14 protein-coding genes are annotated in these 25,017 nt (G+C 46.6%); 1 reads left to right on the plus strand and 13 read right to left on the minus strand.

Annotated elements, in window-relative coordinates:
• Positions 1 to 11: 11 nt before the first annotated feature.
• From NSB28_RS24765 to NSB28_RS23810, 10 genes are all read right to left on the minus strand, one after another.
• Positions 12 to 1,814: an NlpC/P60 family protein gene (locus tag NSB28_RS24765; protein WP_109748834.1), complete on the minus strand. Its 1,803-nt coding sequence runs from the start codon at positions 1,812 to 1,814 to the stop codon at positions 12 to 14.
• A gap of 439 nt (positions 1,815 to 2,253) precedes the next feature.
• A complete protein-coding gene (locus NSB28_RS23770; protein ID WP_109748833.1) occupies positions 2,254 to 3,030 on the minus strand; it encodes a polysaccharide deacetylase family protein in 777 nt (258 codons plus the stop codon).
• Between the two features lie 76 nt (positions 3,031 to 3,106).
• Positions 3,107 to 5,065, minus strand: coding sequence for an endonuclease MutS2 (locus NSB28_RS23775; RefSeq protein ID WP_109748832.1), 1,959 nt, complete (start codon positions 5,063 to 5,065; stop codon positions 3,107 to 3,109).
• 476 nt (positions 5,066 to 5,541) lie between these two features.
• Positions 5,542 to 6,489: a hypothetical protein gene (locus NSB28_RS23780; RefSeq protein WP_330665425.1), complete on the minus strand. Its 948-nt coding sequence runs from the start codon at positions 6,487 to 6,489 to the stop codon at positions 5,542 to 5,544.
• 1,081 nt (positions 6,490 to 7,570) lie between these two features.
• Complete coding sequence (locus NSB28_RS23785) at positions 7,571 to 10,015, minus strand: beta-mannosidase (RefSeq protein WP_257497948.1); 2,445 nt, start codon at positions 10,013 to 10,015, stop codon at positions 7,571 to 7,573.
• Positions 10,016 to 10,065: 50 nt separating this feature from the next.
• On the minus strand, positions 10,066 to 10,746 hold the full coding sequence (locus NSB28_RS23790) for a D-lyxose/D-mannose family sugar isomerase (protein ID WP_109748758.1): 681 nt from the start codon (positions 10,744 to 10,746) through the stop codon (positions 10,066 to 10,068).
• A gap of 38 nt (positions 10,747 to 10,784) precedes the next feature.
• Positions 10,785 to 11,846: an aldose 1-epimerase family protein gene (locus tag NSB28_RS23795; RefSeq protein WP_109748759.1), complete on the minus strand. Its 1,062-nt coding sequence runs from the start codon at positions 11,844 to 11,846 to the stop codon at positions 10,785 to 10,787.
• Between the two features lie 76 nt (positions 11,847 to 11,922).
• Complete coding sequence (locus NSB28_RS23800; RefSeq protein WP_109748760.1) at positions 11,923 to 15,054, minus strand: alpha-mannosidase; 3,132 nt, start codon at positions 15,052 to 15,054, stop codon at positions 11,923 to 11,925.
• A complete protein-coding gene (locus NSB28_RS23805) occupies positions 15,045 to 16,370 on the minus strand; it encodes a glycoside hydrolase family 125 protein (protein WP_109748761.1) in 1,326 nt (441 codons plus the stop codon). Before NSB28_RS23805 ends, NSB28_RS23800 begins: the two co-directional genes overlap by 10 nt.
• A 155-nt stretch (positions 16,371 to 16,525) precedes the next feature.
• On the minus strand, positions 16,526 to 17,275 hold the full coding sequence (locus NSB28_RS23810; protein WP_109748762.1) for a GNAT family N-acetyltransferase: 750 nt from the start codon (positions 17,273 to 17,275) through the stop codon (positions 16,526 to 16,528).
• Between the two features lie 388 nt (positions 17,276 to 17,663).
• Between NSB28_RS23810 and NSB28_RS23815 the strand changes: the two genes are divergently transcribed.
• Positions 17,664 to 18,986: an MFS transporter gene (locus NSB28_RS23815; protein ID WP_109748764.1), complete on the plus strand. Its 1,323-nt coding sequence runs from the start codon at positions 17,664 to 17,666 to the stop codon at positions 18,984 to 18,986.
• Positions 18,987 to 19,091: 105 nt separating this feature from the next.
• Here the strand turns inward: NSB28_RS23815 and NSB28_RS23820 are convergent, their stop codons facing one another.
• From NSB28_RS23820 to NSB28_RS23830, 3 genes are read right to left on the minus strand one after another with little or no spacing between them, the layout of a single operon-like run.
• Positions 19,092 to 21,068: a beta-N-acetylhexosaminidase gene (locus NSB28_RS23820; RefSeq protein WP_109748765.1), complete on the minus strand. Its 1,977-nt coding sequence runs from the start codon at positions 21,066 to 21,068 to the stop codon at positions 19,092 to 19,094.
• Between the two features lie 8 nt (positions 21,069 to 21,076).
• Positions 21,077 to 22,441: an alpha-L-fucosidase gene (locus NSB28_RS23825; RefSeq protein WP_392391523.1), complete on the minus strand. Its 1,365-nt coding sequence runs from the start codon at positions 22,439 to 22,441 to the stop codon at positions 21,077 to 21,079.
• A gap of 24 nt (positions 22,442 to 22,465) precedes the next feature.
• Complete coding sequence (locus NSB28_RS23830) at positions 22,466 to 25,015, minus strand: transglutaminase-like domain-containing protein (RefSeq protein ID WP_109748767.1); 2,550 nt, start codon at positions 25,013 to 25,015, stop codon at positions 22,466 to 22,468.
• Positions 25,016 to 25,017 lie beyond the last annotated feature (2 nt).

The raw sequence follows: 25,017 nt of genomic DNA on the forward strand, positions 1-25,017 counted from the left end.
AATGCACCTCCTTACGGGAGTGCCACAGGGGTTCTCACATACCTGAATCCTGACGACCACGCCTCGCCCACAACTACTCCGTTCTGGCTGGAGGAACAGTGTGCTACCAGCAGACTTCCATCTGATTTTTTGCCTATGACAATGCCTACATGGTTATTGTCAGTCCCGTCAGGTGCATTATAAAATACCAGATCTCCCGGCCGGGCATTTGCCTGCTCCACCATAGCCGAAGCATTCCACTGAGTTGTAGTATGGCCTCCTATTCCTGCATCTCCGTCAATTCCATTAAAGAATGCCCAGAGTACATAACCGCTGCAGTCAAGGCCATATCCCCTCAGGGTCCCTGAAGACTGGCTCCCTGCTGCGCTGACCATCATTGGGCTTCCCCATAGCGGATCCCAACCCTTAGCATAGGATTTACCTCCCCAGAAATAACCTACTTTTCCCACCAGACTGTAAGCCGCAGTCACAATAGCTGCCCTCTCCCGGGAAATATCATTTCCAAGCGTCCCGCGGATGATCCCCGGGGCCTGTGACACAACAGCACATAATACACCGCAGTCCACTGACGAATATTTACGCAGCATTGCCGCCGCTTCATTGTTTCTCACGGCTGCTGCCTGTGCCTCTTCAGCTGACATATTACTTCCCGACTGTACCACACTGTTCACGGTCTTTAAAACTGCTGAAGGATCTCCGTCAAGCCCAAAAAGCTTAATATAATCTTCTGCTGAAATTGAAAAGACCTCCTGCCCCACATCAATACCCGGCACTGCCTGACGCAGATTCCCGGCCATTGTTGAAGTGTTTTTCGGATTCATCATAAAGAAACATTTTTTAAGAAGTTTTTCCGAGTCGCCATTCATGGTGATAATCCCGTCAGGATTCTGCTGCCTGTATTCAACTACGTAAAGAGCCAGCACATCCTGCCAGTTTTTCGCCGTAAACTCCTCCGGCCTGTCCAGATACTGCCTGTAATAGGCCTCTATCCTGTCCATCACATCCTTAAAATCAGCTGAAAAATCAAGCGCATATGTACTTTGCAGTTCACCCACATAGATTCCCGTCCCTGCTATCACGTTTACAGCAGGCGCAGGTGCCTTATCCGAATGATCCTCGGACTTATCCCCTTCATGCTCCGGCTTGATATTTTCCTTTTCTTTCTTTTTATCCTTATCCTTTTTATCTTTATCTGTCTCAGATTCTGATTCGCTCTCAGATTCCCCCTCAGACTCTGATTCCGACTCTAGCTCAGATTCCGACTCACCTTCAGACTCATTTTCAGTTTCCCTTCCGCCCTCTGTATCCTTCTCTGATTCTTTATCTGAATCCTTCTCAGTCTGCTTCTCCGAATTCTTTTCCGTTTCTTTCTCAGTTGGCTTCTCTGAATTCTTTTCCGTTTCCTTCTCTGTCGGCTTTTCTGAATTCTTTTCTGTTTCTTTTTCAGTCAGCTTTTCTGATTCTTTTTCTGTTTCCTTCTCAGTCGGCGCTTCCGTGCCTTCTGTCTGTTTTTCTGTATTAGTTTCCGTAGGTGCCTCTGTACCGGCCTCTGTTGGTTTCTCAGTGGGTGCCTCCGTCGGTGCTTCTGTCGGAGCCTCAGTATGTGGTTCTGTGGGGGCTTCTGTAGGCGCCTCTGTAGGAACCTGCGCCGGCTCCTCCACAGGAGCTTCCGTGCCCCCCTGGCTGGAAGTAATCTGAGTATCTGCATCGGCAGCATATACCTGCTGAGGCACAGACCCTGCTATCATTGCTGCCGCCAATATGTAATTCAGGTGCTTTTTCCAGCTGTTCCTGCCTCTGCTGTCACGGTGCATTTTGTCAAATCTCCTTTGTTGACTGTTACTCAAGTGATTTTTATATTATATATAAACTTAAGTGAATTTTTCATGTAATCTTATAAATTATACTACCAAACAGACAGAATCTCAAGTGTGGATGTCTTAAGAATGGGTTTAGGTTTTCTTAAGGGGGTTGCTGTTTAGGGGAGTAACAGGACGCTTTGTGCGGAAGGAAGTGAGCCATCAGGAAGGGGAGCGGTCATACCGTCCGCCGACATTAGGAGGGGGACTTACAAAAAAAGTGAACGCTTGCGCTCAAGGCCGGAGCTGTCTGAGGGGCGTTTGTATCGACAAACGCACCGAGTTTCCGGCCGCCTTTTGCGTTTCAAGCAGTCTTCGGGGCCTTAGAGTTTCACGACGCAGCGGTTCGGACTGAACCACGAACTCTCCCGCCCCTAATCAGCTAAACAGCAATTTAATCTCTTATCTGCTTCCCAGTCCCATCCATATGGAAATTTTCTTTATAGATCAACTGTGAAATAGGGACTATTTCGTATCCCTGGGTTTCCAGGCCTGTGATTACTGACTCTAAGGCGTCTGCCGTATACTTTGCCCCGTTATGCATAAGTATGATGCTGCCATTTGTCAGATCTTTATTTTGAAGTACAGTGCTGATAATACTGTCAACGCCATAATCTTTCCAATCGAGACTGTCCACGGACCACTGAATGGGGAAATATCCGCAGGAGTATGATGTTTTTATCAGCTTATTATCATAGTCACCATAGGGCGGCCTGAACAGCTGCATGCTCACACCTGTCAGTTCTTTCACACGGTCATGGACCTTCATAATCTCTTCCTCGCATTCTTTTGCTGAAAGCTGGCTCATATTCTTGTGGTTTTCGCTGTGATTTCCCAGATCATGGCCTGCTGCCTGTATTTTCTTAACATCCTCCGGATATGATTCAACCCAGCCTCCTGTCATGAAAAAAGTTACATGCAGGTTATGACTGGCCAGAATATCAAGTATCCTCTGGGTGTCCTCATTTCCCCAGGCCGCATCAAATGAAAGCGCTACCTGTTTCTTTTGCGTGTCCACGCTGTAAATTGGCAATTCTCTGTTTCCCACAGTGCTGCTTGTCTGAAGAGCCGTCTCTCCAAATCGGTATATCCCGGCAAATACAAGCAGAGCGCACAGGGCAAGGATCCCAATCCCTCTGTATGGATAGATTTTTTCTTCTTTCTCTTCCATCTCAAAAAACTCCTCGCATATACTCTGTTGTAGTATATGCAGGATATAAATGGGTTAGAAATAATAATACACGCTGTCAGTGATAGTCTTGTGCCTCCCCGGCCGCATAATTTGTTTCCAGATCAGGTCTGTAGCTTTTCTCCATCTTATGTCTTGCCTTTCTGTTCGCTACTGTGTCAAAAATAATAGAAAAGTCGTAATCCTCAGGATAAAGTTCTTCTGCCTTTACATGCATTTTAACCCTTTTATGGCTGATCCAGATCTTCTTTTTCTGCAGCTGTATCTGAAGAGCTCCTTTATCATTTACTTTAGAGCACACGATTCCCAGTTTCTTATCAGGATATACCATCACACAATCGCCAATCTGGTATTCCTGAGTGAGAAGCGCCCCTTTCATGGAAGCCGGCTTATGTTTTTGGATCTTAGGACCTGTCTGCTTCTTCACATTGTTTTCCCTCACTGAGGTTATTTCTCCTATCCTGGCGGCATCTGCTGCCATATCTGTCTGCTCCGCCCTGCCATACGCAGCTATTCTGGCAATCTCCAGCATTCGCTCTGGCATGCCTAGATGTCTGGCAATATAAAAGGCACAGCTCTCCCCTGATTCTCCTATTTCAAGCCTGTATAATGGACGCAGAGACTCTTTGTCAAAAGCCATCCTGGCATTCATCACATTATCAGCCTTCTCCCCGTATGTCTTAACTTCCGGATAATGGGTGGTTACCAGGAACAGGCAGCCACTGTGCCTTAGTTCTTCCAGTATAGCTACCGCAATGCCCATCCCCTCTGCCGGGTCTGTCCCGGAACCCAGCTCATCCATGATCACAAGGCTCTCTTTTCCTGCTTTTTTAAGGATTTCAAGCACATTTGTGATATGGGCCGAGAATGTGGAGAGATTAGCTGTAATATTCTGCCCATCACCAATGTCACAGAGCACCTGACTGTTCATGGTAAAATCACCCTCTTCACATGGCACATGAAGTCCGCACTGTGCCATAATCCCCAGCAGACCCACTGTCTTAATTGCCACGGTCTTTCCACCCGTATTAGGTCCTGTTATAATGACTCCCCTGACTTCATCACCGATCCGGAAATTGAGAGGGACGCATTTATCTTTTTCTATGAACGGATGCCGGCCATTCATAATACGGATTCTCTGATCTGTGTTAATCTCAGGTTCAACAGCATCCATATCAAAACTCAGACGGCCTTTAGCAAATATAAAATCCATCTTCTCCAGCACTCTGATATTTTGGCGGAAAACCTCATCCTGCTCTGCAACCATATCTGTCAGCTCGTATAGTATCCTTCTCTCCTCATTTTCCTCTTCCAGTCTCATTGACATTAATTCCGCTGTAAGCTGTGCCACAGCCTGCGGTTCAATGAACAGCGTCTGCCCTGTAGAAGATTTATCTACCAGGCTTCCCTGGATACGGCTCCTGCATTCCTTTTTTACCGGAAGGCACAGATGTCCGTTTCTCATTGTCACAAATTGGTCTGAGCAGTTCCCTTTATTATTCCGCAGGATCCCCTCAGCTTTTTCCCTCACTTTAGTTTCCATACGATCTATCTCCTGACGCAGGCTCTTAAGCAGCGGACTGGCAAAATCATCTACTCTGCCCCCTCTGATCTTCATGGCGATTTCTTCACGAAGATCATCCATACTCTGCATATTTTCTTCATAGTACGGCAGTCCCTGTTCCAGCACCTTGCATCTGTTCAGAAAGTCTTTCATCCTGCTCACTCCCGTCAGGGATATTTCCACTTCTTCCAGCTGCTCCGGCTGCAGACAGCCGCCCTGGCAGGCCGTAATAAGGATTTCTTCCATTCCCTCCATGCTTGTAAATGGGGGCATTCCGAATTTATCCAATATTTCTCTTGCCTGCGTTGTCTCTTTTAAGCTGTGACGCAATTTACTCTCCTCAAGATATGGCACAAGCTCTCTGATTTTCTCCCTGGCAGCCTTCGTGTAAGCGTATTCTTCCAATATATCTTTTATTTTGTCAAACTCTAACGTCTGAAATGTCTGTTCCAATTTATCTTCCTCCTGTATAATCTGCTGTTATCCATATACGCAAAAAACCTGCAGGACCATAAATCTACAGTCCTGCAGGTAATAATTACATATGCAATCTAATGCACATCATAACAGAGAAAGCCCACGCCGCACAATTCTGAATTTCAAAACAATGCCGCCACTCCCTGTATCCCGCTAAAACGTTGTGATTTGTATTCTGCATCTCTATGGTCCTAAACAGGTACACAAATAAAAGTATCTATCCTAAGATACATTACTATAAACGTTCCTGTTTTCACTCTTAAATTATTATTTAAGAACCACAAATAATGCAATTAACAAAAATACACAACCTTTCATCAGATATTTGTCTGTATTATGGCATGCTCTTTATATATTGTCAAGGGGGAAATTGTCGTCTTCATCCAGTTTAGGGATATTATTTTGTAAATGGTCTATATCTCTCAGAACATCCGCATCTGATGCATCTTCATTTACAATCCAAATTCTTTAAACAGCTTCTCCTGCCACTCTCTGTCACTTGCTGCTCTGACTATATCTTCAGTTCTGTCTTGACGGGCAAGAAGTCTGATTAAACGGTTCACACGCGCTTCGCCCTCTTTTCTGCCCTCTTCTCTGCCTTCTTCTCTGCCTTCTTCCCTGCCTTCTTTCCTGCCTTCTTCCTTTGTCTGTCTCATATGTTTCTCTTCATCATATTCAAAAATACTCACATTCTTTGCCTCCGTTCGGTTATTCCTCAGAAACTCTGCCAAAATGTCATCTTCTATACATTCCGTTATTGCTTTCTCCACAGCATCTTCAAGCGGCATCGATTTTGTATATTCCCTTACCTTATCCACATAAATGCTGTAATCCTTCAGCGTTTTGCATTTGCTCATCAGCCTTTCATTATGGCCTCTGTTTATGTTCAGCATTACTGCTTTTAATTCCAAAGATATTTCTCTGTCCTGCACTTCATAAACATCTGAAAGCTTAATAATCTGACGGTCCGGCTGTTCTGTCAGTCCATTATAAAATATTACAAACCCGGGTGCCGGCAGTTTGACCGGCCTGCTCCCATACAAATTCCTGTCTTTTGTCATATTGGAATACAGGTTTGCTGTATACATCAGAAATCTTAGAGGAAGATTTGGATTGTAGGTGGACTGGTGCTCATAGAGCGCCAGCCTTGAGTCAATTATAAATGACAGATCATTACGCATAGACATATAGATAGCGTTTTCCAGCGTATTGACTTCAAGCTCCTCCGGGTTCTCATAGCTGGTCCCATTCACGGCATTATACAGTTCTAAAAGCTCTCTTTTGCTGCTGAATATCATTTCAAACAGCCGTGATTTGTAAATGCGGTTAATCCCTCCTTTTCCTTTTTCCTTATCTGCATAACCCTGCAGATTCCCTGTTATGTTACTTTGCTTTTCCATAGTGTCAGCCTCCTTTGAATAGCGCAGGCGGTCCATGGAGAAGCATCTGCGTCTTCATCACGGAACCCTCCTGCCAGTTGAATTGGGATTTAAGCATTGAGATTTCCTTTTGATGCCAGACGGCAGAAATGATATCAGATACGGCAAAGCCGTGAGATAGAAATGGAACTAAATGCTTTACTGATATTTTATCACAGGAGGGGGGAGTATGCCAGAGTAAATTGCTGTTTAGGGGAGTAACAGGACGCTTTGTGCGGGAGGCAGTGAGTCATCAGGAAGGGGAGCGGTGGGGTTCGTTGTTCTGTCCGACCGCTACGGAGTGAAATCTAAGGCTCCGTGTCCCGTAGTCTAAGATTTTCATCTTCCTCACTATAGTCCTTCACAACGAACCCCACCGCTCCCCTTCCTGACGGCGCCAAGTTTGTCGGCACAAAGCTGGCTGTTATAAACAGGCTTGGGTTGGGGCGGAAAACTACTATGTATACATAAGAGTTTGGTTAAGATCTTATACATGGAGTTTCTGTTTTCGAAATCTAATATTTTCTAAATACAGTGCGCTAGTTTACGTAAGAGCCTGTTTGACACTTACAAGCTATCAATTTAATACCCACTCTATGTTGAAGGAAAAATAGAATAGTCTATATATTTTGAACATACCAAATAATTGATTCCAATATATTTCGGGAATCCAATAAAGTAGTGGCCTCACCCATACCCCAGCCTCATTACAGGAGCCAGCTTTGCATCGATAACCTTGGCATCAGCATGAGGGACAGGCGGGCGGGAGGATTCGTGGTGAAGAACTTGAGCGAGGAGATGAAACTCTTAGGTCCTGGAGGCTGCGGTCAGCAAAAGTGAGCGCTTGCGCTCAAAGCCGGAGCTGTTTGAGGGGCGGTTGCATCAGCAAACGCACCGAGTTTCCGGCTGCCTTTTGCGTTTCAAGCAGCCTTCGGGACCTTAGAGTTTCACGACGCAGCGGTTCGGACTGAACCACGAATCCTCCCGCCCGCCTGTCCCTCATGCTGATTCACTGCCTAAAATGCAAAGCGTCCCTCCCGCCCCTAATCAGCTAAACAGCAATCTACTTTATATCAAACACACTACGCCCCCGCACCCCTTCAGCCTTCCCTCTCAGTATCCTGACACGCCTCTGTCCCCTATTCATGTCAAAGTAGTTGTCCTCAAGTACAAGGTCTTCCTGGCTGTTCTGGATTTCTACGCTCTTTGCATATGCTTTTGATGTGATTATGATCTCGTCACCCTCTGTCTCAAAGGTGAGGCACGGATCTTCATACCGGAAATATTTCGGGTATGAGAATATGACACTGCCCTCCGAGACTGTATTGCCATCCTGTTCAAAGCGGTAACTGACATAGGTGCTGAAAATATCTATATCGTCAAAACATTTCTTGCCCAGCCATTTGCTGGAGCACGGTTCTAACTGGATGAACTCCTGGCCTGCTTTGATTATATCAGAATCAGCTGTCCTCAGTTCCCAGAAGACTGTACCGCTCTGGGGTTCCATTGTCTCATTTGTCACATTCAGATGAATGGACTTTTCGAACTCAAAATGTTCTCTGTTCATATCAGCTACCTGGCTCATCATTCCTTCTTCCTGGCAGCTGATCATTACAGGCGCAAAGAATCGCTTTGCATAATAATGGAGCGCCTTCCATCTGCCTGTATAATCAATTGATGACCAGGAGATAACAGGCCAGCAGTCGTTTAGCTGCCAGTAGATGGCTCCCATGCAGCGTCCCCTGTTTCTTCTGAAATGCTCCACGCCGTAGCGGATGGCTTCCGCCTGGAGAAGCTGGGAGGCATACAGGAAGGTGTCAAAGTCCGTTGGATAGCAGAACGTCTGCTGCATATAATTCATTATTTTCCCGTTTGCACCATAGTTGCGCTGATGCTTTTCCATAATATAGGAGAACGGGTTATAATCCCTCTCATCATCTGTGAACGTCTCAATTGTTTTTCTGCATGGGAAGGACTGGAACCCAAATTCTGAAGCATATCTGAAGAAATATTTCCTGTATTCTGTAAAAGGCTTGTTTCCGTGCCATACCTCCCAGTAGTGGACGTCTCCCCTGTCCGGATCATTGGGAGCATCAAAGGAGCCTCCCGAAGACGGACTGGCCGGCCAATAAAATGTCTGGGGATCATACTCGCGTAGGAGCTCCGGTATCATATGTTCATACATGATGATATAATCCCGTACCTCTGAAGGCTTAGTCACCCAATTGCCTTCCTTCACAAACTGCTCCATCTCGTTATTTCCGCACCACAGCCCAAGACAGGCATGGTGGCGTATCCTGACAATGTTATCAATAAATTCCTGGCGGATGTTTGCCGCAAACTGCGGTGTCAGGTCGTATACGGCACATGCAAACATAAAATCCTGCCATACAATAAGTCCCATCTCATCGCAAATATCGAAAAAATAGTCCTCGGGATAAAGACCGCCTCCCCACACACGTATGGCATTAAAATGCGCTTCCCTGCAGTCCTGCAGAAGCCTTCTTGTCCTCTCTCTGGAAGTTCTTCCCAGAAGATGATCCTCAGGTATATAATCTGCGCCCATGGCAAAAACCGTAACTCCGTTCACTTCATGCGCAAAGGATTCTCCCCATTCATCTTTTCTGCGCCTTACAGTCATGGTGCGAAGTCCTATGCGCCTCTCCCAGACATCGACAATCTCGCCACCTGCTTTTAACAGCACCTTCACTGTATATAGATACTGCTTTCCATATCCGTTAGGCCACCACAGCATAGGAGCATCAATCACTATTTTTTCCGGTGAGAGACTGTACACTGAAGTCTTTCCCTCAGGATCTGTGACTTCTGCCTCATAGGAGAAGCCGCCGCCTGCGCTGCCCTCCTGCCCCGGGGCCTGGACTTTCACCTGGAGATTCAGCGCCACTGACTCCTGCTTATGCTCCTGTGTAATGTAGACACTTTCTATCCTTCCCTTTTTAATGCCCAGCAGTCTGACAGGACGGAAGATTCCCGCATCAGGAAGGTGTGCGCCCCAATCCCACCCAAACATGCAGTGTGCTTTCCTGATATGCACAAATCCATCCATTGCATCTTCTGAACCGTAAGTCCTGCTTTCTTCAAATGCTTTTCTGATATATTCCGTAGGTGAATACAGAACTACTCTGAGAGTATTTTCAGACGCTCTGAGCTTCCCTGTAACATCGTATTCCCAGATACGGTGCATATTCTCTGCACTTCCGATCCTCTCATCATTTAAATAAATATCAGCTATGGTGTCTAAGCCCTCAAATCTGAGCAGTAACTGCTCACATCCAGGGATCTCACCTCCCTGAAAATGAGTCTCATATTCATAATCATCTTCCATAAGACTGAGAGCTTTTTCCTCATTATCCTTGCAAAAAGGATCTTCCATAAGGCCTGACGCCATCATATCTGTATAAACGCTCCCCGGCACTTTAGCCGGATACCAGCAGGCTTCCCCCACACGCCTGAAGCTCCACCCGCTGTCTATGCATTTCTCTGTCACTTTTCTTCCTCCCGCCACGTTTTTGCTTTATACGTCATCTCACCCCGGATCTATTCTGCCGCAGGGTACTCATTGCACAGAAGCCTGTACGGCTCTTCGTCCTCTTCAATAGCCGGGAAACGTCCCATTGGCTCATAAAAGCGGTTGTCATTTTCATCATCATTGCACATAGATACCTCGCCCAGCAGCACAGCGCCGCTGCCTTCCTCCACATGGAAATCATGGTACATATAAGGATAGATTGTGATGCTCTCGCCCGGAGTCAGTTTTACCTTTGTCCCTGCCGGAACAGTGAATTCTCTTCCGTCACAGTTTACTGTCACATCTGTATCAGCGAATCCTCCGTCCTCTGTAGAATTATAGACAGTAATCAGCACATTTCCGCCGCCCCTGTTGATAATATCCTCCATTTTGTTCCAGTGGAAGTGCATGGGTGACATCTGCCCTTCATTGATCATCAGAAGTTTTTCTGCATATGTTTTTGTGTACTTATCATTTTTCAGGTTTCCATTACGGATTGTGATCAACGCAAATCCCACTTCATCAAATTTATCCAGGCCATAATCTGTTATATCCCATCCCAGTGCATTATCTCTGATCTCATCATACTCATGGCCTTTCGTTTCCCATTCCTTTGCCCCCCATTTGCAAAACGGCGGGATTTCAAAACCATGCTCCTGAATCAGTTTTTCCATGTCGCGGATCACCGCATTGATTTTTGATCTTTTCATCTTATTCTTTTCTCCTTTTCTGTCTCTTAATTTTTATATTACCGTTCACCAGGTGAACAGTAAGCTTCTTTTTCTTCCATTACCTTCTTTAAATCCTCTTCTCCATCCAGCACAGTAAGAGTCAGTTCTATTACAACTTCCTCCTGGGGTCCGATACTGGGGTGGTCCCCCCTCTCCAGATGATATTGTTTCCCATATACGCTTGCATTTGCCGGTTCAAGCCCCAGCGCATAATCGCCTGATGCCCTGGATTTCCATTCCATAAAGTAAGGCAGGGCTTTTTTAGAAAATGAGATCTGAAGACCCATCTCCAATTCCCTGTTGTAGACAGCCGCAAAAGTATTTCCATTCTCATCAGCTGCCATCTCATGCAGAAATACGTATTCAGGTTCCCCGTCTATAGGCTCTTCTATAGTATTCCATTTCGAAAGCCCTCTCATGGCCTCCCTGTCTCTGGCCAGGGTCTCTGATGACGGAATAATCAAGTCACATTCTTCTGACAGAAGGGGCCATCCAATATTAAAATGATACAATATCAGGAAAGGTTCTTCCCGAAAGCCCTGGTTGATCACAACATCCCTGATATGTATGGACTTCTCCTGATAAGCTGTGGTGATCTCTCTTCTGAGTACAAGATTTTCCCCAAATAATGCTGCTTCCCGCATTTCCCCCGCGATCCGCAGGCGGTAGACTCCGTCCTCCCACCATGCGTCACTGCATACATGCTCTGCAGGCGTAGTCCTGATCCTGCCGTGCATGGGAAAATCTTCACCCTGCACAGTGCACGGTGTACAGATATTCCGAAGACCGCTTGTAAAAAGCATGCCTCCCATGATGCTCCTTATTGCCTCTCCCCCATTTGTATCATAATGTGCGCGCCCCGTCAGTCCCGGCTTTGAGAGAAAATTCATATTGCAGCCCTTATAGGAAAGCTCTCCGATATCAAGGCATTTGTCCTCAAGAACCATAAAGCTCATCCTGTCATTCTTCACCTCAAAGGCCTTCATGCCTCCCGCCTTGCCCTCCATACATCTTACGGCGCGTATGCCGGCTGCCTGCTGCATGCTGCCGACTCTTCTTAACAGCTCTTCCTTTTTCATCGTAATCTAACTGCTCCTGTTCTTCTGTTTACTGCTGCTTCTTTCATCTGGTCCTTTTAGGGAAACCGGCATCATTTCAAACCTGCAGCAGCACTGTCTTGATCTCATATGGCTTTAATTCCAGTTTAATTTCTGCTGTCTTAAATTCTTCCACAGGCCTCTCCATCAGGTCAGACTCAGCCCAGGATTTTACCCGGAAGCCTGTCTGCATGGATACATTGTGCCTGTCACCTGCAAATTCATGGAAACGGACAACAATATAATTACCATCTTCAGATTTCTTGACTGCATCCACCTCTGCCTGTTCACAATCCAGCTTAAGAAAACTCTCGTATCCTAAGCTGATGCTTCCCTCCACAGCTTTCATTGGATCATTCAGGGCATATGCCTCCCGGACAGTTCCGCCCTTCACAAAATCTCCACCATGGGGCAGAAGCGAGTATGTGAATACATGTGTTCCCTGGTCCTGAAGATGGTCCGGATGGGTAGCTGCCTTGATCAGACTGATACGCAGGACATTCCCCTTTACATCGTGGCCATATTTACAGTCATTGAGAAGGCTGACCCCGTAGCTGCGTTCTGAAAGATCCACCCACCTGTGGGCAACACTTTCAAACCTGGCCTGATCCCAGCTGGTATTCCAGTGGTTCGGCCTTTTCACATTTCCGTACTGGATATCATAAGTGGCGTATGTAGAACGTATATCCACCGGGAATGCAGCTTTCATGAGCTGATGCTTTTCATGATACTCTACATGCGTCACGAAATCAATTCTGCGGCTGAACCTGTACAATATCATATCCTGGACAATCTCAGAATTCATGTATTTCCACTGGAACCTGATACAAGTGCGAAGCGGTCCGCTCTGTACAACCTCCCAGCCAGACAGCTCTGTGATCTCTCTCATCTTCTGCTGGTAGAAAATATCAATGTCCCAGGCATCATTATCAAGGGGTTTATCCTCAAACATCTGGAGCACATTAGCGCATTGACCTTCCGGCAGCACCTCTCTGGAAAATTCCCTGTCATAGAGCCTTGCAATCTGCCCGCATCCGTTCAGTTCCAGAATATAATACGGGGTTTCCAACCTTGTACCCTGCCTGGAAAACCAGGATGTTTCCGCAGTACTCTCCTGATCAGTCAGTGAGAACTCCAGCATTCCCATAGACGGTACCTTCCGGGCATATACATAAGTCACGCCCTCCCCTGCCTGGGAATACATCTCTCTTCCTCCGGCATCTTTAAAGGTTCCTCTCCATACTCCTGGAACCGCCACTAATTCATCACGTTCCCAGCCGGACGCATTGAATACAGTAAATGATGTTTCCGCCTTGTGTTTGGCTGTTCTTTTAACTGCCTCCGCTATAAAATCTTCCTCAACTTCTCTGGCTGCCGACTCAATATATTTATAATCTTGGGCTGAATCCACATATACTTCATTGATGGAAGACCCGGGAATAATATCGTGGAACTGGTCTGTCAGGATATGCTTCCAGCCTTCAGTCAGCTTCTTCTGGTCTGCTGCCTCCATATCCCCTTTAAGCAGGCCTTTCATGACAGCCAGCCACTCAGCTCTCCTGTACAGCAGCTCCATCTTTCTGTTCATGCGTTTATTATGTGCATGGCTGGTATATGTTCCCCTGTGATATTCCAGGTACAGCTCGCCGTCCCAGGTGTGGACAAATTGTTCTGTATCCCTCACTGTTTTATTCAGAGCTTTAAAATAATCTCCTGCTTTCTGTGTCTTCAGGTTCGGCAGCCCGGGAATCCTGTCAATGCGCCTTCTGTTTTCCAGCATATCCCGGTTCACACCGCCTCCTCCGTCTCCATAGCCGTAAGAGATCAGAAGCTCCTGATTCATCTCCTTTTCGCTGTAGGCTTTCCATGCCCCCGCCACTGTTTCCGGCAGCAGCTGTCCGTTATATGTATAGAACCAGGACCCCGGCCTGCTGTCAGGCTCAGGTGTTGTGATAAAATGTGTCAGCACTTCACTGCCGTCCATTCCCTTCCACCAGAAGGTATCATGGGGCATCCTGTTAAACTGGTTCCAGCTGATCTTCGTAGTCATAAACGTCCTGATCCCGGATTTCTTCAAAATCTGCGGCAGCGCCCAGGAATATCCAAACACATCAGGAAGCCAGAGGTATTCTACATCTCTCCCGAACTCTTCTTTTATGAACCTGCTGCCAAGGAGCAGCTGCCTTGTGAGTGACTCTCCGCTTGTCAGGTTGCAGTCGGCCTCTACCCACATACCGCCGTCACATTCCCACTGCCCGTCTCTGACTTTTTCTTTTATCTGGCTGTACAGCTCCGGAAAGTCCTGTCTGATATAATCATATAGCTGGGGCTGTGTCTGAAGAAAAATATACTCCGGATATCTCTCCATAAGCCTCAAAACAGTACTAAATGACCTGGAAATCTTCTCTCTCGTGTGCTTCAGCCTCCATAGCCAGGCCACATCAATATGTGTATGCCCGATGCAGTCTACTGTCACTTTGGAATGTTTTTCCATGGAAGCGATCCTTTTATCCAGTATCTCCTGAGCCCTGTGTACTGTTTCATAAAACTCACTGCTGCCGGGATAAGACCAGTCAACAACCAGAAAAGCCGCATCCAGGGCTGCCAGCAGCTCATGCTTTATTTCATTGTCATCAGCCATGTTCCGTACAGCATCCAGTACCATGCTTCCCATATAGTACAGATCATCCGCCTGCTCATCCAGCCATGCAAGATCAGCTCTTTTGATACGGTGCTCCTGGATCCTGGGGATGCCGCCTCCTTCCAGACCTGACCAGAGCCGGAAAGTCAGGCTCAGCTGCCTGCCATAATCCTCTTCTCTGAAAAAAACTTCCTGGTGGTTCACATCCACGCCCTGATACGGCTCTCCGTTCAGATAAAGCAAAGATTCAAAGCCTGAATTATTTCCGGCTCCTGTATTTCCATAATCAAATATACCTACTGCCTTTTTTCCTATCCAGCCTGCAGGGATCACAATATCCTTGTGCATCCATAAATACTTGTCTCTGCCCGCCCAGACACTGCCTGTCTCCATGGTATCCCAGCCTTCAAAGCTGTCCGGGACTTCCGGGTTCACTGCCCCCTGAGAGTCCTCCCTCACTGCAAACTGTCCCAGAGCCATCACATCACGATATCTGTAGCCCTTCAGTTCACTTATCCTTCGCTCTAATTTTTTGTCTGTTAAAAACATATGCTGTCCCCCCGCTCCTGTTCATCTTCCATCTGTACCCCCAGTCCGCAGCAGTCCAGGACCAGCTCGCAGAAAAGGGCATTTGCCCAGGAAAACCATTCTCTTGTATACTTACACGGATCGTCCTTAAAAAAGCCCTCGTGCATAAATCCTGTCCCGCCGTCATTTCTGACCATCAGATCCAGGACCTCCAGCTTCTCCTTAAGCGTACTGCCTGTCAGCCCCTGCATGGCCAGGGCAATATGCCAGATATATCCTGCAGGCGTATGGGCGCTTCCAATCCCGGCAGCGCTCCTGCCGCTGTAGAAATATTGATTTTCCTCACTTAGGATAAGCCTCCTTGTATTCTCCTCCACTTCCCTGTCTTTCCCTGTATAACCTATATACTTCATCGAAAGAAGACTGGGTACATTGGCATCATCCATCAGACAGAACTGTCCGTATCCATCTGTCTCATAAGCATATACACGTCCATATCCCGGTTTCTCAGTAATTCCAAAATGCTCTATTCCATCCCTGATCTCTTTTTCAAGGATCTCCGCCTCTTTCCTGACCGCTTCGTCATTCCATATTTTTTCGGAGATCTCCTGTATATATCCCATGATAACAGCTGCAAACATGTTGGACGGAATCAGGTATCCATATGTACATGCATCATCACTGGGCCTGAAGCCTGACCAGATCATACCTGTACCAGGCCTTGTAAGCGCACCTTTTCCCTCTCTCGACAAAGTATCCTTAAAATATGCGTCCCTTCTGATAAAACGGTATTCTGAATCCTGCTCATGCCTCTGCTCAGTCTTAAATACCTTCAATATTATCTCCACGCCTTTTTTAAATTCTTCATCGAACTGCACTGTGCAGCCGCAGGATTTCCACAGCTGCCATGCCAGCCAGACAGGATAGCAGAGAGAATCTACCTCAAATTTACGTTCCCAAACCCAGGGATTCTCCTTAGTCTCATCCTCAGACCAGCATCTGCCATTTGGCTCTTCATTAAATGCGTTGGCATAGGGATCTATCCCTATATACTTCATCTGACGTTTGACAAGACCTGTTATAATCCTGCGTATCTCCCCACACTCTCCCGCCATCGCCAGATAGGGATGCAGCTGGGCTGCAGAATCCCTCAGCCACATGGCCGGAATATCCCCGGTGATCACATAAACAGTCCCGTCCTCCATCTCTTTCACTGTAGTTTCCAGGGTATCTGCGTAGCAGCGCTCAAATATCTCCGCCGCCTTCACCCTCTCTCCAAGTCTCTCCCTCACACTCCCGATCAGCTTCTGAACAGAAGCTTTGGTACACTTCTCCATAGATGTCTTCTCCTATTGATTTCCGGCTGTATAAAGCCTTGTTTTCATACTTAACAGTGTACTAGATATTGAGCAAAACTGGAAGCATAAATAATATAATTTTTAAAAAAAGCCTGTACAAACATATTGTTTATACAGGCACTGTACAGTTATCTTTATTTATTAAGTATTCTCTTCAGAGCAGCTTCATCCAGCAAATTCACTGTCTGAAACTCACCTTTGTAAAATACCCCCCAGTTATTAAAAACACAGGGAAGCTCCTTTGCTTTTTGAAGCGTATCTATCTGGATCAAAGATATGGGCACATCATTTATTTTGCAGTACTCTTTTGCCATATCAACGCTCCGGCAGACATAAGGACACTGCATATCATAATAAATTGTCAGCTCCCTGTTTTCAATTTTAGGGGTTTTGACATTCTGTGCGAATTTTGGCGTTGTGCCGTCGAAAGAAAGGGCAAGCAGTTCGTACCCGTTTTCAGTCGCATCAACAGTCTCAAAGCCAAACTTCTTCGCAAAAGACTGGTCAGAAAGCCATGACTTTTGTTTTTTTGCCCCAAGCATACAAACACCGGATTTCCCCTTTTCTTTAGCATCGGCCAGACAGTATTCCATCAGCGCTCTCCCATATCCCTGTCCTTTATAGCTGCCCGAAACCCACAGGCAGTACAGATAATAATAATTATCTCCCACTATAGGGACCCATGCAGTTTCAAGCGGCGCATATTCAATAAAGACCTGGGCCTTAACATTTAACTTTCTAAAGACATGGCCTTCCTTTATCCGTTCCGAAAGCCACTGCCTCTTTGCCTCTACACCTTTATGGGGCTTCCTGCTGCGTATAATGCAGCTTAAATGCTCACTTCCAATATTTTCTGCCGTTAAATTTACAAATTCAGCGTTCATATGCTCCCCCCGCTTTAAAATAATAATATTCAGTTTCCTGGTATGTTTTTATATGCATACAGCTTACCATACGGCAGACAGGAAGTCAAGAAAAATCGAACTCACGTTCTTTCATTATCCGGCAGCCTTGCATTTCCTGGCTTATACTGTTATAATAGCGCCAAAGGACGGGATGATTCCTGTCATGATTTTACGGCGGAAGGGGGATAAATGCCATGCTCTGTATCTGCACAGCTCCATGCAAGGTCTGAAGACGGGCGGATTTGCATGGAGGCGAATTTAAAAGTTACTGGTCACAGAATACACAGTAACATGTAAAAGGTTCGTCCGTCAGGACTTTGCATTTTAATATTTGATATATCAGAACAATATTAAAAGGAGCAAAGTCATGAAAACAAAACTGAATACATTATTTAAAGGTCTGTCTGCTTTTATTACTCTCTGGGCGACACAGTCACTGTCCGCTCTTGGCAGCGGGATGACGGGCTACGCACTGATTCTCTGGTCTTACCAGGAAAAAGGGTCAGCTCTTACTACTGCGCTGCTCTCCATCTGTTCCTATACGCCCTATGTGATTTTCTCTGCTTTTGCCGGCGCATTAAGTGACAAATGGAATAAAAAGCACACAATGTTAGTCTGCGACAGTACAGCTGCCCTGACGACAGTCCTGGTACTTGTACTGTTTATAACCGGCCATCTGGAAATCTGGCATCTGTATATCATTAATGCCGTCAGCGGTCTGATGAATACCATACAGCAGCCTGCTTCTGATGTGTCGGTAAGCCTGCTCACCCCAAAAGAACAGTATCAGAGGGTCAGCGGAATGAAATCATTTTCTAATTCTCTTAATACAATACTGACTCCGGTGATTGCAACTGCTGTCTTTTCATTTGCCGGCATGAAGGGAGTCATTGCATTTGACCTTTTTACTTTTATAACTGCGTTCATAACATTGGCATTTTTTATCAGGATACCTGAAAAGAAACGGGACAGTGATGTGCAGGAGGAATCCATCTGGTCGTCTGTAAAGGCAGGCCTGTCCTACCTTCAGAAGAACCGCGGGATACTGGATCTCATCCTCTTCCTGGCTGCAATCAATCTGATAGCTTCCATGTATGATGCTGCACTTCCTGCAATGCTTTTATCCAGAGACGGCGGCAGCACTGCTGCACTGGGTCTGGTAAATACTTTTACAGGCCTGGCCAGCCTTACCGGAAGTATACTTGTTTCTCTGATGCCTGCTCCCAAAAGCAGGGTGCGTGTCATCTGCAATTCACTGCTCTTTTCTATGAGCTTTGAAAATTTTTTGCTGGCTTTTGGAAGAAATATTCCAGTATGGTGTCTTGGCGCTGTCCTCGGATGGCTGATGATTCCTGTAATGAACGCCAATATGGATGTACTGTTCAGGACTCATATCCCTATTGAAATGCAGGGCCGTGTCTATTCTGCAAGAAACACATTCCAGTTTTTTACTATCCCGCTGGGATCATTTCTTGGAGGACTATTCGTAGACAAGGTATTTGAACCGTTTATGGCTGCACAGGGGGCAGACAGCTTTTTTATAAAGCTGCTTGGCAGCGGTAAAGGCAGCGGAGCTGCACTGCTCTTTCTTGTTCTTGCTTTTGCGGGCATTGCGGTCTGTCTGATTTTCAGGAAAGACAGGCATCTGTGGATACTTGACCAGAAAAAGGCACCCGAACATTTACATTAAATAAACCCATCCGGAAATTCAGCGTTCCGGCTCCTTTTCAGGAGCCGGCGCCCCTATATCCGGATGGGTCTATCCCATCGCTCTGTATTACTTTTTAGAATATCTCTATACCTCACACATATTTCCGGCAGAAACGATCCTTTCCCAGAGATTGCAGCTGGGCAGTACTGCCCCTCCGTCTGCTGCCGGTTTGTAAAAGAGGCGTTCTTCTTCCAGTTCAGGAAGACTCTCCCACTTTCCTTCCAGGTAACCACGGACCCGTTTAGAAGCGCTCTGCAGCCTTGCAGTCAGGCCGCCAAGACGGATATCCAGCACCTCGAAGCCGAATGGACGGCACTCTTCCATCCAGATATCTTCTCTTAAATCCTTCAGGCAGATGCACAGCCTTTCACACTCTCTGAGAATGTCCGCACATTCACCGAGACGTTTTCTGTCATCCCGTTTATATGCCGCTGCAAGCTCAAGGCCCAGCTCTGCCTTCTTTGACAACAGCTCTGCTGCAGCTGTATAATACCTGAATACCCGGATCATCTCTTCTTTTTCCGCAGTTTCAGGCTTCTTTTCCTGGGACAGCGCATCCTGGCAGCAGCCCTGCAGTTTATCAGCAAGCTGCCTGTAATATTTCCCCAGTTCCATTCCTTCCGTCTGCTTATCAAACAATCCCATCAGCACATCCTGATACAGCAGGTATTTAGACGGGTCGGCAGCTTCCTCATTTTCCTCTGTCGTTTGGGGTACCTTGTCCAGAGCATCAAGAAGCATATAGTCCTCTGACAGAAAGCCTCCAAACTGCTTCAGCCATCCATCAGCCCCGGCATGCAGCTCCTGTACGGATACTTCCTGCTCTGCATAACACAGCTGTGCAAAGCAGACAGTAGAAAACAGATCACAGGCCATGGGCGTCTCTGCCCCGTTGTCATACCAGAATGTACAGATAGCCTGAGGTATGCCAAGCTCTCTGCTGACCTTCATTCCCCTGCGCATAGTGGCGGCAGCTCTTGTGTAATTAGGCGCTATGCCATTCCACGTCCATCCTCCCGCCGCATACGCTATATCTGTTCCCAGGAACTTCTGATGGAACCTGATATTTCTCAGGTATTCCTCCTCTGTATGGTGATAATAATCCCAGTATACGAGACGCAGGTCTGAGGGTACTCTCACATCTATTGTCACATCCTCATCATCGGGCAGATCATAATAGCCGCCTGTAGGTGAGAGCAGCTTCACATACATATCGCTCCAGATCATGGAACTGTATCCCAGCTCCCTGCAGATCCCGTTTACTGTCTCCAGATGCTGCTTCATGATCAGGTCCGGCCGGGTATACCCGTTCCTGACCATATATTTTCCGAATCCCAGCAATTCTGCCTCATCCATTCCCAGATGGATCTTCTTTGTGCGCAGAGGTTCCATGACATTTTTTATCATCTGACGTATTAATTCTATAACTTTATCATCCCCGGACAGAAGAATATCCTTTATATCCCTCATATGCTCTTGGGAGGGCCAGCGAAGGAAAGTATTCAGATGAGCAAGCGTCTGGATACATGGTATCAGCTCCAGCCCAAACCTGAACGCATAGTCGTCCAGCTCTCTGAGTTCCTCTTTTGTGTATCTTCCCCGGAATGCGCCGAAATAAGGATTCTCATCGATCGTATACAGATCTTCAATGTACAGCAGGATCTGGTTCATACCCATGGCCGCAATCCTGCGTATCCTCTGTTTTATCTGCGAAATATTTAAGGCCCCGTTCCTGGAACAGTCATACATCGGCCCCATCTCCTGAAATCCCGCTCTCTCCTCCTTTCTCCATTCTCCCGGCTCACCGCCATTCTTCATGCCCTGTTCATCCGCTTTCTGAAGGAAAAGGAAAAGTCCTCTGAACATCTGGGGCAGATCCCTGCCGCTAAGTGTCAGTGTCCTCTCCTGGGACTTGTATTCTGCACACAGCATATTGTCTTCTATGGTTCTAAGCAGCACCCTGATTCCCTCTGTCTCGCTGCAGGTATGGCCCTGCTCTGTTAAAAGCTCTTCAAATCCTCCCCGCAGATTTTCATCTGCTTCGTTCAAACAAAATATCATCTTCTGCCTTACTCTTCTTTAAGTGTGATCTCAACAACAGTATCTCTGTCATCCGGCAGAGGGTAGCAGTCACTGCTCTTGCTGTCAAAGAAGAAGAAAGCATTATCCGTATATTCCTTCAGATTCCAGAAGAAGCTCTCCTTGATCTCTGACCCGTCGCTCACAAGGCGCATGGATTTAACTTTGCCTGCCATCTTCGGAAGGCAGATCGCACCAACCTGTTCCTCCAGCACATGGGCATACAGCTTGTTGCCATTCTGGGTAAATCTTCCCCATTCCGGCTTCGGATAATCTGAGAAACCGCATCCGTAGATACTCTTTCCATTTTCCTTCATCCATTCACCCACCTCTGTGAGGATCTCAACAGATTCCTTCGGAATCTCTCCCTTGGCATTCGGACCTACGTTCAGGATCAGGTTTCCTCCCTTGCTGACACATTCTACGAGTGTTCTGATAACCAGCTTTGCTGATTTATAATGGTGGTCATGTGCTGCATATCCCCAGTTATTATTCAGAGTGATGCATGCCTCCCATGGGATCGGATTGCCGCCTGCGTCACAGATGCATGCCGGTGGGATCATCTGCTCAGGAGATGCAAAGTCACCTGAATATGGTGTCGGATCCAGGGTGCGGATGCTTCCTGCATCCTCTGCACTGCCTTCCAGACGATTGTCAATGATGATATGCGGCTGGATCTTACGCACCATTTCAATAAGCTTGTCTGCTTTCCATGTGTCACACTTCATGGGGCCATAGGAGAAATCGAACCACATAAGATCCAGATGACCATAATTAGTCAGCAGCTCATGAACCTGTCCATGCATAAATTCCAGATAACGGTCGAAGTCACGCCCGTCATTTTTATATTCCTCATTTTCTCTCATGGGATGATGCATATCACCAAAATGAGGATAATCAGGATGTCTCCAGTCTATGAGCGAGAAATAAAGGCCTACCTTGATCCCTTCAGCGCGGAAGGCTTCCAGGAATTCTGCCACAAGGTCACGTTTGCACGGTGCATTTGTGGATTTAAAATCAGTATACTTTGTATCAAACAGGCAGAATCCGTCATGATGCTTTGCTGTCAGTACAGCATATTTCATTCCCGCCTTTTTAGCCAGCCTTGCCCATTCCTTCGGGTTATAATTCTCTGTTGTAAATTCATCAAAAAATACGTCGTACTCCTCCTTCGGAATACGCTCAGTGCTTCTGACCCACTCTCCTCTGGAAGGGATAGCGTACAGCCCCCAGTGAATAAACATTCCAAATCTGGCTTCGCTGTACCATTTTGTTCTCTCTGTTCTTGCTTTTACTACTTCGTTCAATTTCTTATCCTCCTTATCTTGTTTTGATTTCCGCGGGCAACAGGCCAAGGTCAGGCTTGCCCGCCCCTGGTCCTAGGCTTTCAGGACACGCAGAAGCATATCTGCTGTCCCCACGTTATATCCGCTTGTTGCATAGATGCCGGTCAGTCCTTCTTTTATCACAATAATGAGAGGAAGCTTATCCGGGTCCACATACATCCTTCTGCCAAGAGTCTGCACATTGCTTCCGAAATCATCATATAAAAATTCTACATTTTTCAGCACGCCAAGTGTTCTCTTTAAGGTTGGGTCCTCAAATGCATCTTTGCTTTTGATCATAAAATAAATTTTTGAATCAAGGGCTGCAAATTCTTCATGCCTGTCATATATCTCATTCAGTATATGTTCCGTAGGTTCTTTGCTCTCTTCCAGCCAGATCATAAGCATCTTATTGCTGTCATCCAGACTGGATGCCATAACTGTACTGCCGTCTCCATCCTTTAATTCAAAATCAAGGATCTTGTTCTCCTCCAGCATATCTGAGAGCTGCGCCTCTTTCAGGGATAATGTAACATCTCTGCACTCACCCGGCTTTAATTCAAAATAGAGCTGCTTTGCAAAAATATTTCCATTTGGAAGCCTGTTTGCAGTCAGCACTCTGTAAAGGCCGGACTCCAGCCGTATCTCACCAAGGCCTGAAACTCCTGCTTCCTCCTGAAGCAAAAGAGTGACAAACTGGCTGCCATTTAATCGCGCAAGTGTCCAGTTCTGTGTATATGTCCATGCAGTATTGCTGTCATCCCCGCTGATCCTTGCCGCTGCGTCTCTTCTGTCCTGCTTCTCCTCAACTCCGATAAAACGTCCGTCCACATAAAACTCCAGTGTCTTATCTACAGGATTGAGCCTGGACGGTATCCCCAGCGAGCGTCCGATAGCCACACACAGGATCTTCTGAGACTGAACGCTTCCGATTCCTGAAGTAAGGCAGGCTTCAGGCTTCGTGATCAGATTGCTGTATTCTTTCTCCGGAACAGCCTTCACATGTCCGTCCACATATGCTTTTATTTTAGCCGGATCCTTTTTCATCTCTTCCTTCAGACTATCCTCAAGATATCCGTCTATAAATGCCTTATAATCTGTCAGACGCTCGAATTCAATCCTGGGATTCATGATATACGGCACAAAAAGCCCGCTATCGCATGTGTCTGCAAATTTTAAGCTGTGCTCCATATGTGCTGTGAGGACATCAGCCTTTAAGTCTCTGTAGTCCTTATCTGTCAGCGCCTCCAGAAGTGACATTTTCCACTGCCACATCTCTTCTTCTTCCTCTCTCCATGAAAGGAATTTTATGATCTCGCCAATATTTCCTCTTGCTGCCTTTAGTATCTCTTCTGCTTTTTCTCTTGCAGGACATCTTGATAATATATCTTCCGCAAGTTCCTTTTTATAGAAGTTTTCAACCTTTTTCTGGCGTTCTGCCACAGCTGCTGCAAATTTCTTCTCTCCGGCTGCCTTCTGTTCCTTTGTAGGCTGGGCAGCATTGACAGGAGCATCCTTTGGTGCAGTGATCTCCATCTCGCTCCACTCATCCAGCTTCCACGGCGCCTTTTTGACTCTCAGAACTGCTTCTTTCTCCGTTATTGTGTTTATGAGGCATTCTGCAAACCGTCCGTCTGACTCTGCAAATAAATGGAGGCTGCCAAACCCTGTGTTAATTTCCGTCCATCCGTCTTCACCTGTAACAGCCGTAGCTACATTGCCAAATTCTCCATAATTCAGAACTTCGCATGAGACCGGCACTCCTTTGAGAGAATTTCCCTGCTCATCTTCCACTTTGATAAAAAACTGGGTAGTCCTGGCATACCTCTCCAGGTGATTGATAATCGTTGATATCCCTTTTTTGCCTACAACCGCCTCTTCCGGTGCAGCCTCGTCGAACCATCTGGAATGGATCATCATGGCCCTTGAGGATGCATTCGTAAACCAGCCCTTATTGAGTATCTCTTCCGGTTCACACGCACCGAGGAAATACCAGCTGCCGTCGCACCACACTTCAACCCATGCATGGTTATCGTCACAGTGGGACCATAGCGGAGCATAGACTTGTCTGGCCGGGATCCCCACACTTCTGAATACAGATACAGCAAGAGTAGATTCCTCACCGCATCTGCCGAATGCAGAATTATATACAGTTATGGGCGATGCAGTCCTGTCGTCTGTCGTCTGATATGTAGCTTCCCGGGCACACCAGTAATTGACTTCCAGTGCGCTCTCCTTCATGTTCCTGCCTGCAATTATGTCTTTTAACTGGTCGTAGAAAAATCCTCTGCAGGATGACAGGTCTTCATTATTGATCCTGTGATGCAGGACATAGTTGGCAAATAACTTTTCAGGTACCTTGCCCGCATAGGGACCCTGCTTCCATAAAAAGACACCATGCCTTGCATAATCCAGATACAGCTCAAATGGATAGTCCACAGCATCGCTGAGAGGCATTGACATATACAGATATTTCAGCGCCTCCGCCTCATCGGCCTCTTCACTCTCTACTTTTCTGACGATCTCTTCACCGATTGCGCCCAGCTCTTTCATCTGTGCAGAAAATGCCTCTGCAATCTGTCTGCTATATTCTTGTGAAAACATTG

The organism is Murimonas intestini (genome assembly GCF_024622195.1).
In the GTDB taxonomy this organism is placed as follows: Bacteria; Bacillota; Clostridia; order Lachnospirales; family Lachnospiraceae; genus Murimonas; species Murimonas intestini.

Excerpts from the sequence above, each read along its gene's own strand:
- NSB28_RS23830 (WP_109748767.1), bottom strand. The coding sequence starts at position 25,015 with ATGTTTTCACAAGAATATAGCAGACAGATTGCAGAGGCATTTTCTGCA.
- NSB28_RS23810 (WP_109748762.1), bottom strand. The coding sequence starts at position 17,275 with ATGAACGCTGAATTTGTAAATTTAACGGCAGAAAATATTGGAAGTGAG.
- NSB28_RS23790 (WP_109748758.1), bottom strand. The coding sequence starts at position 10,746 with ATGAAAAGATCAAAAATCAATGCGGTGATCCGCGACATGGAAAAACTG.
- NSB28_RS23800 (WP_109748760.1), bottom strand. The coding sequence starts at position 15,054 with ATGTTTTTAACAGACAAAAAATTAGAGCGAAGGATAAGTGAACTGAAG.
- NSB28_RS23820 (WP_109748765.1), bottom strand. The coding sequence starts at position 21,068 with ATGATATTTTGTTTGAACGAAGCAGATGAAAATCTGCGGGGAGGATTT.
- NSB28_RS23795 (WP_109748759.1), bottom strand. The coding sequence starts at position 11,846 with ATGAAAAAGGAAGAGCTGTTAAGAAGAGTCGGCAGCATGCAGCAGGCA.
- NSB28_RS23815 (WP_109748764.1), top strand. The coding sequence starts at position 17,664 with ATGAAAACAAAACTGAATACATTATTTAAAGGTCTGTCTGCTTTTATT.
- NSB28_RS23805 (WP_109748761.1), bottom strand. The coding sequence starts at position 16,370 with ATGGAGAAGTGTACCAAAGCTTCTGTTCAGAAGCTGATCGGGAGTGTG.
- NSB28_RS23770 (WP_109748833.1), bottom strand. The coding sequence starts at position 3,030 with ATGGAAGAGAAAGAAGAAAAAATCTATCCATACAGAGGGATTGGGATC.
- NSB28_RS23780 (WP_330665425.1), bottom strand. The coding sequence starts at position 6,489 with ATGGAAAAGCAAAGTAACATAACAGGGAATCTGCAGGGTTATGCAGAT.
- NSB28_RS24765 (WP_109748834.1), bottom strand. The coding sequence starts at position 1,814 with ATGCACCGTGACAGCAGAGGCAGGAACAGCTGGAAAAAGCACCTGAAT.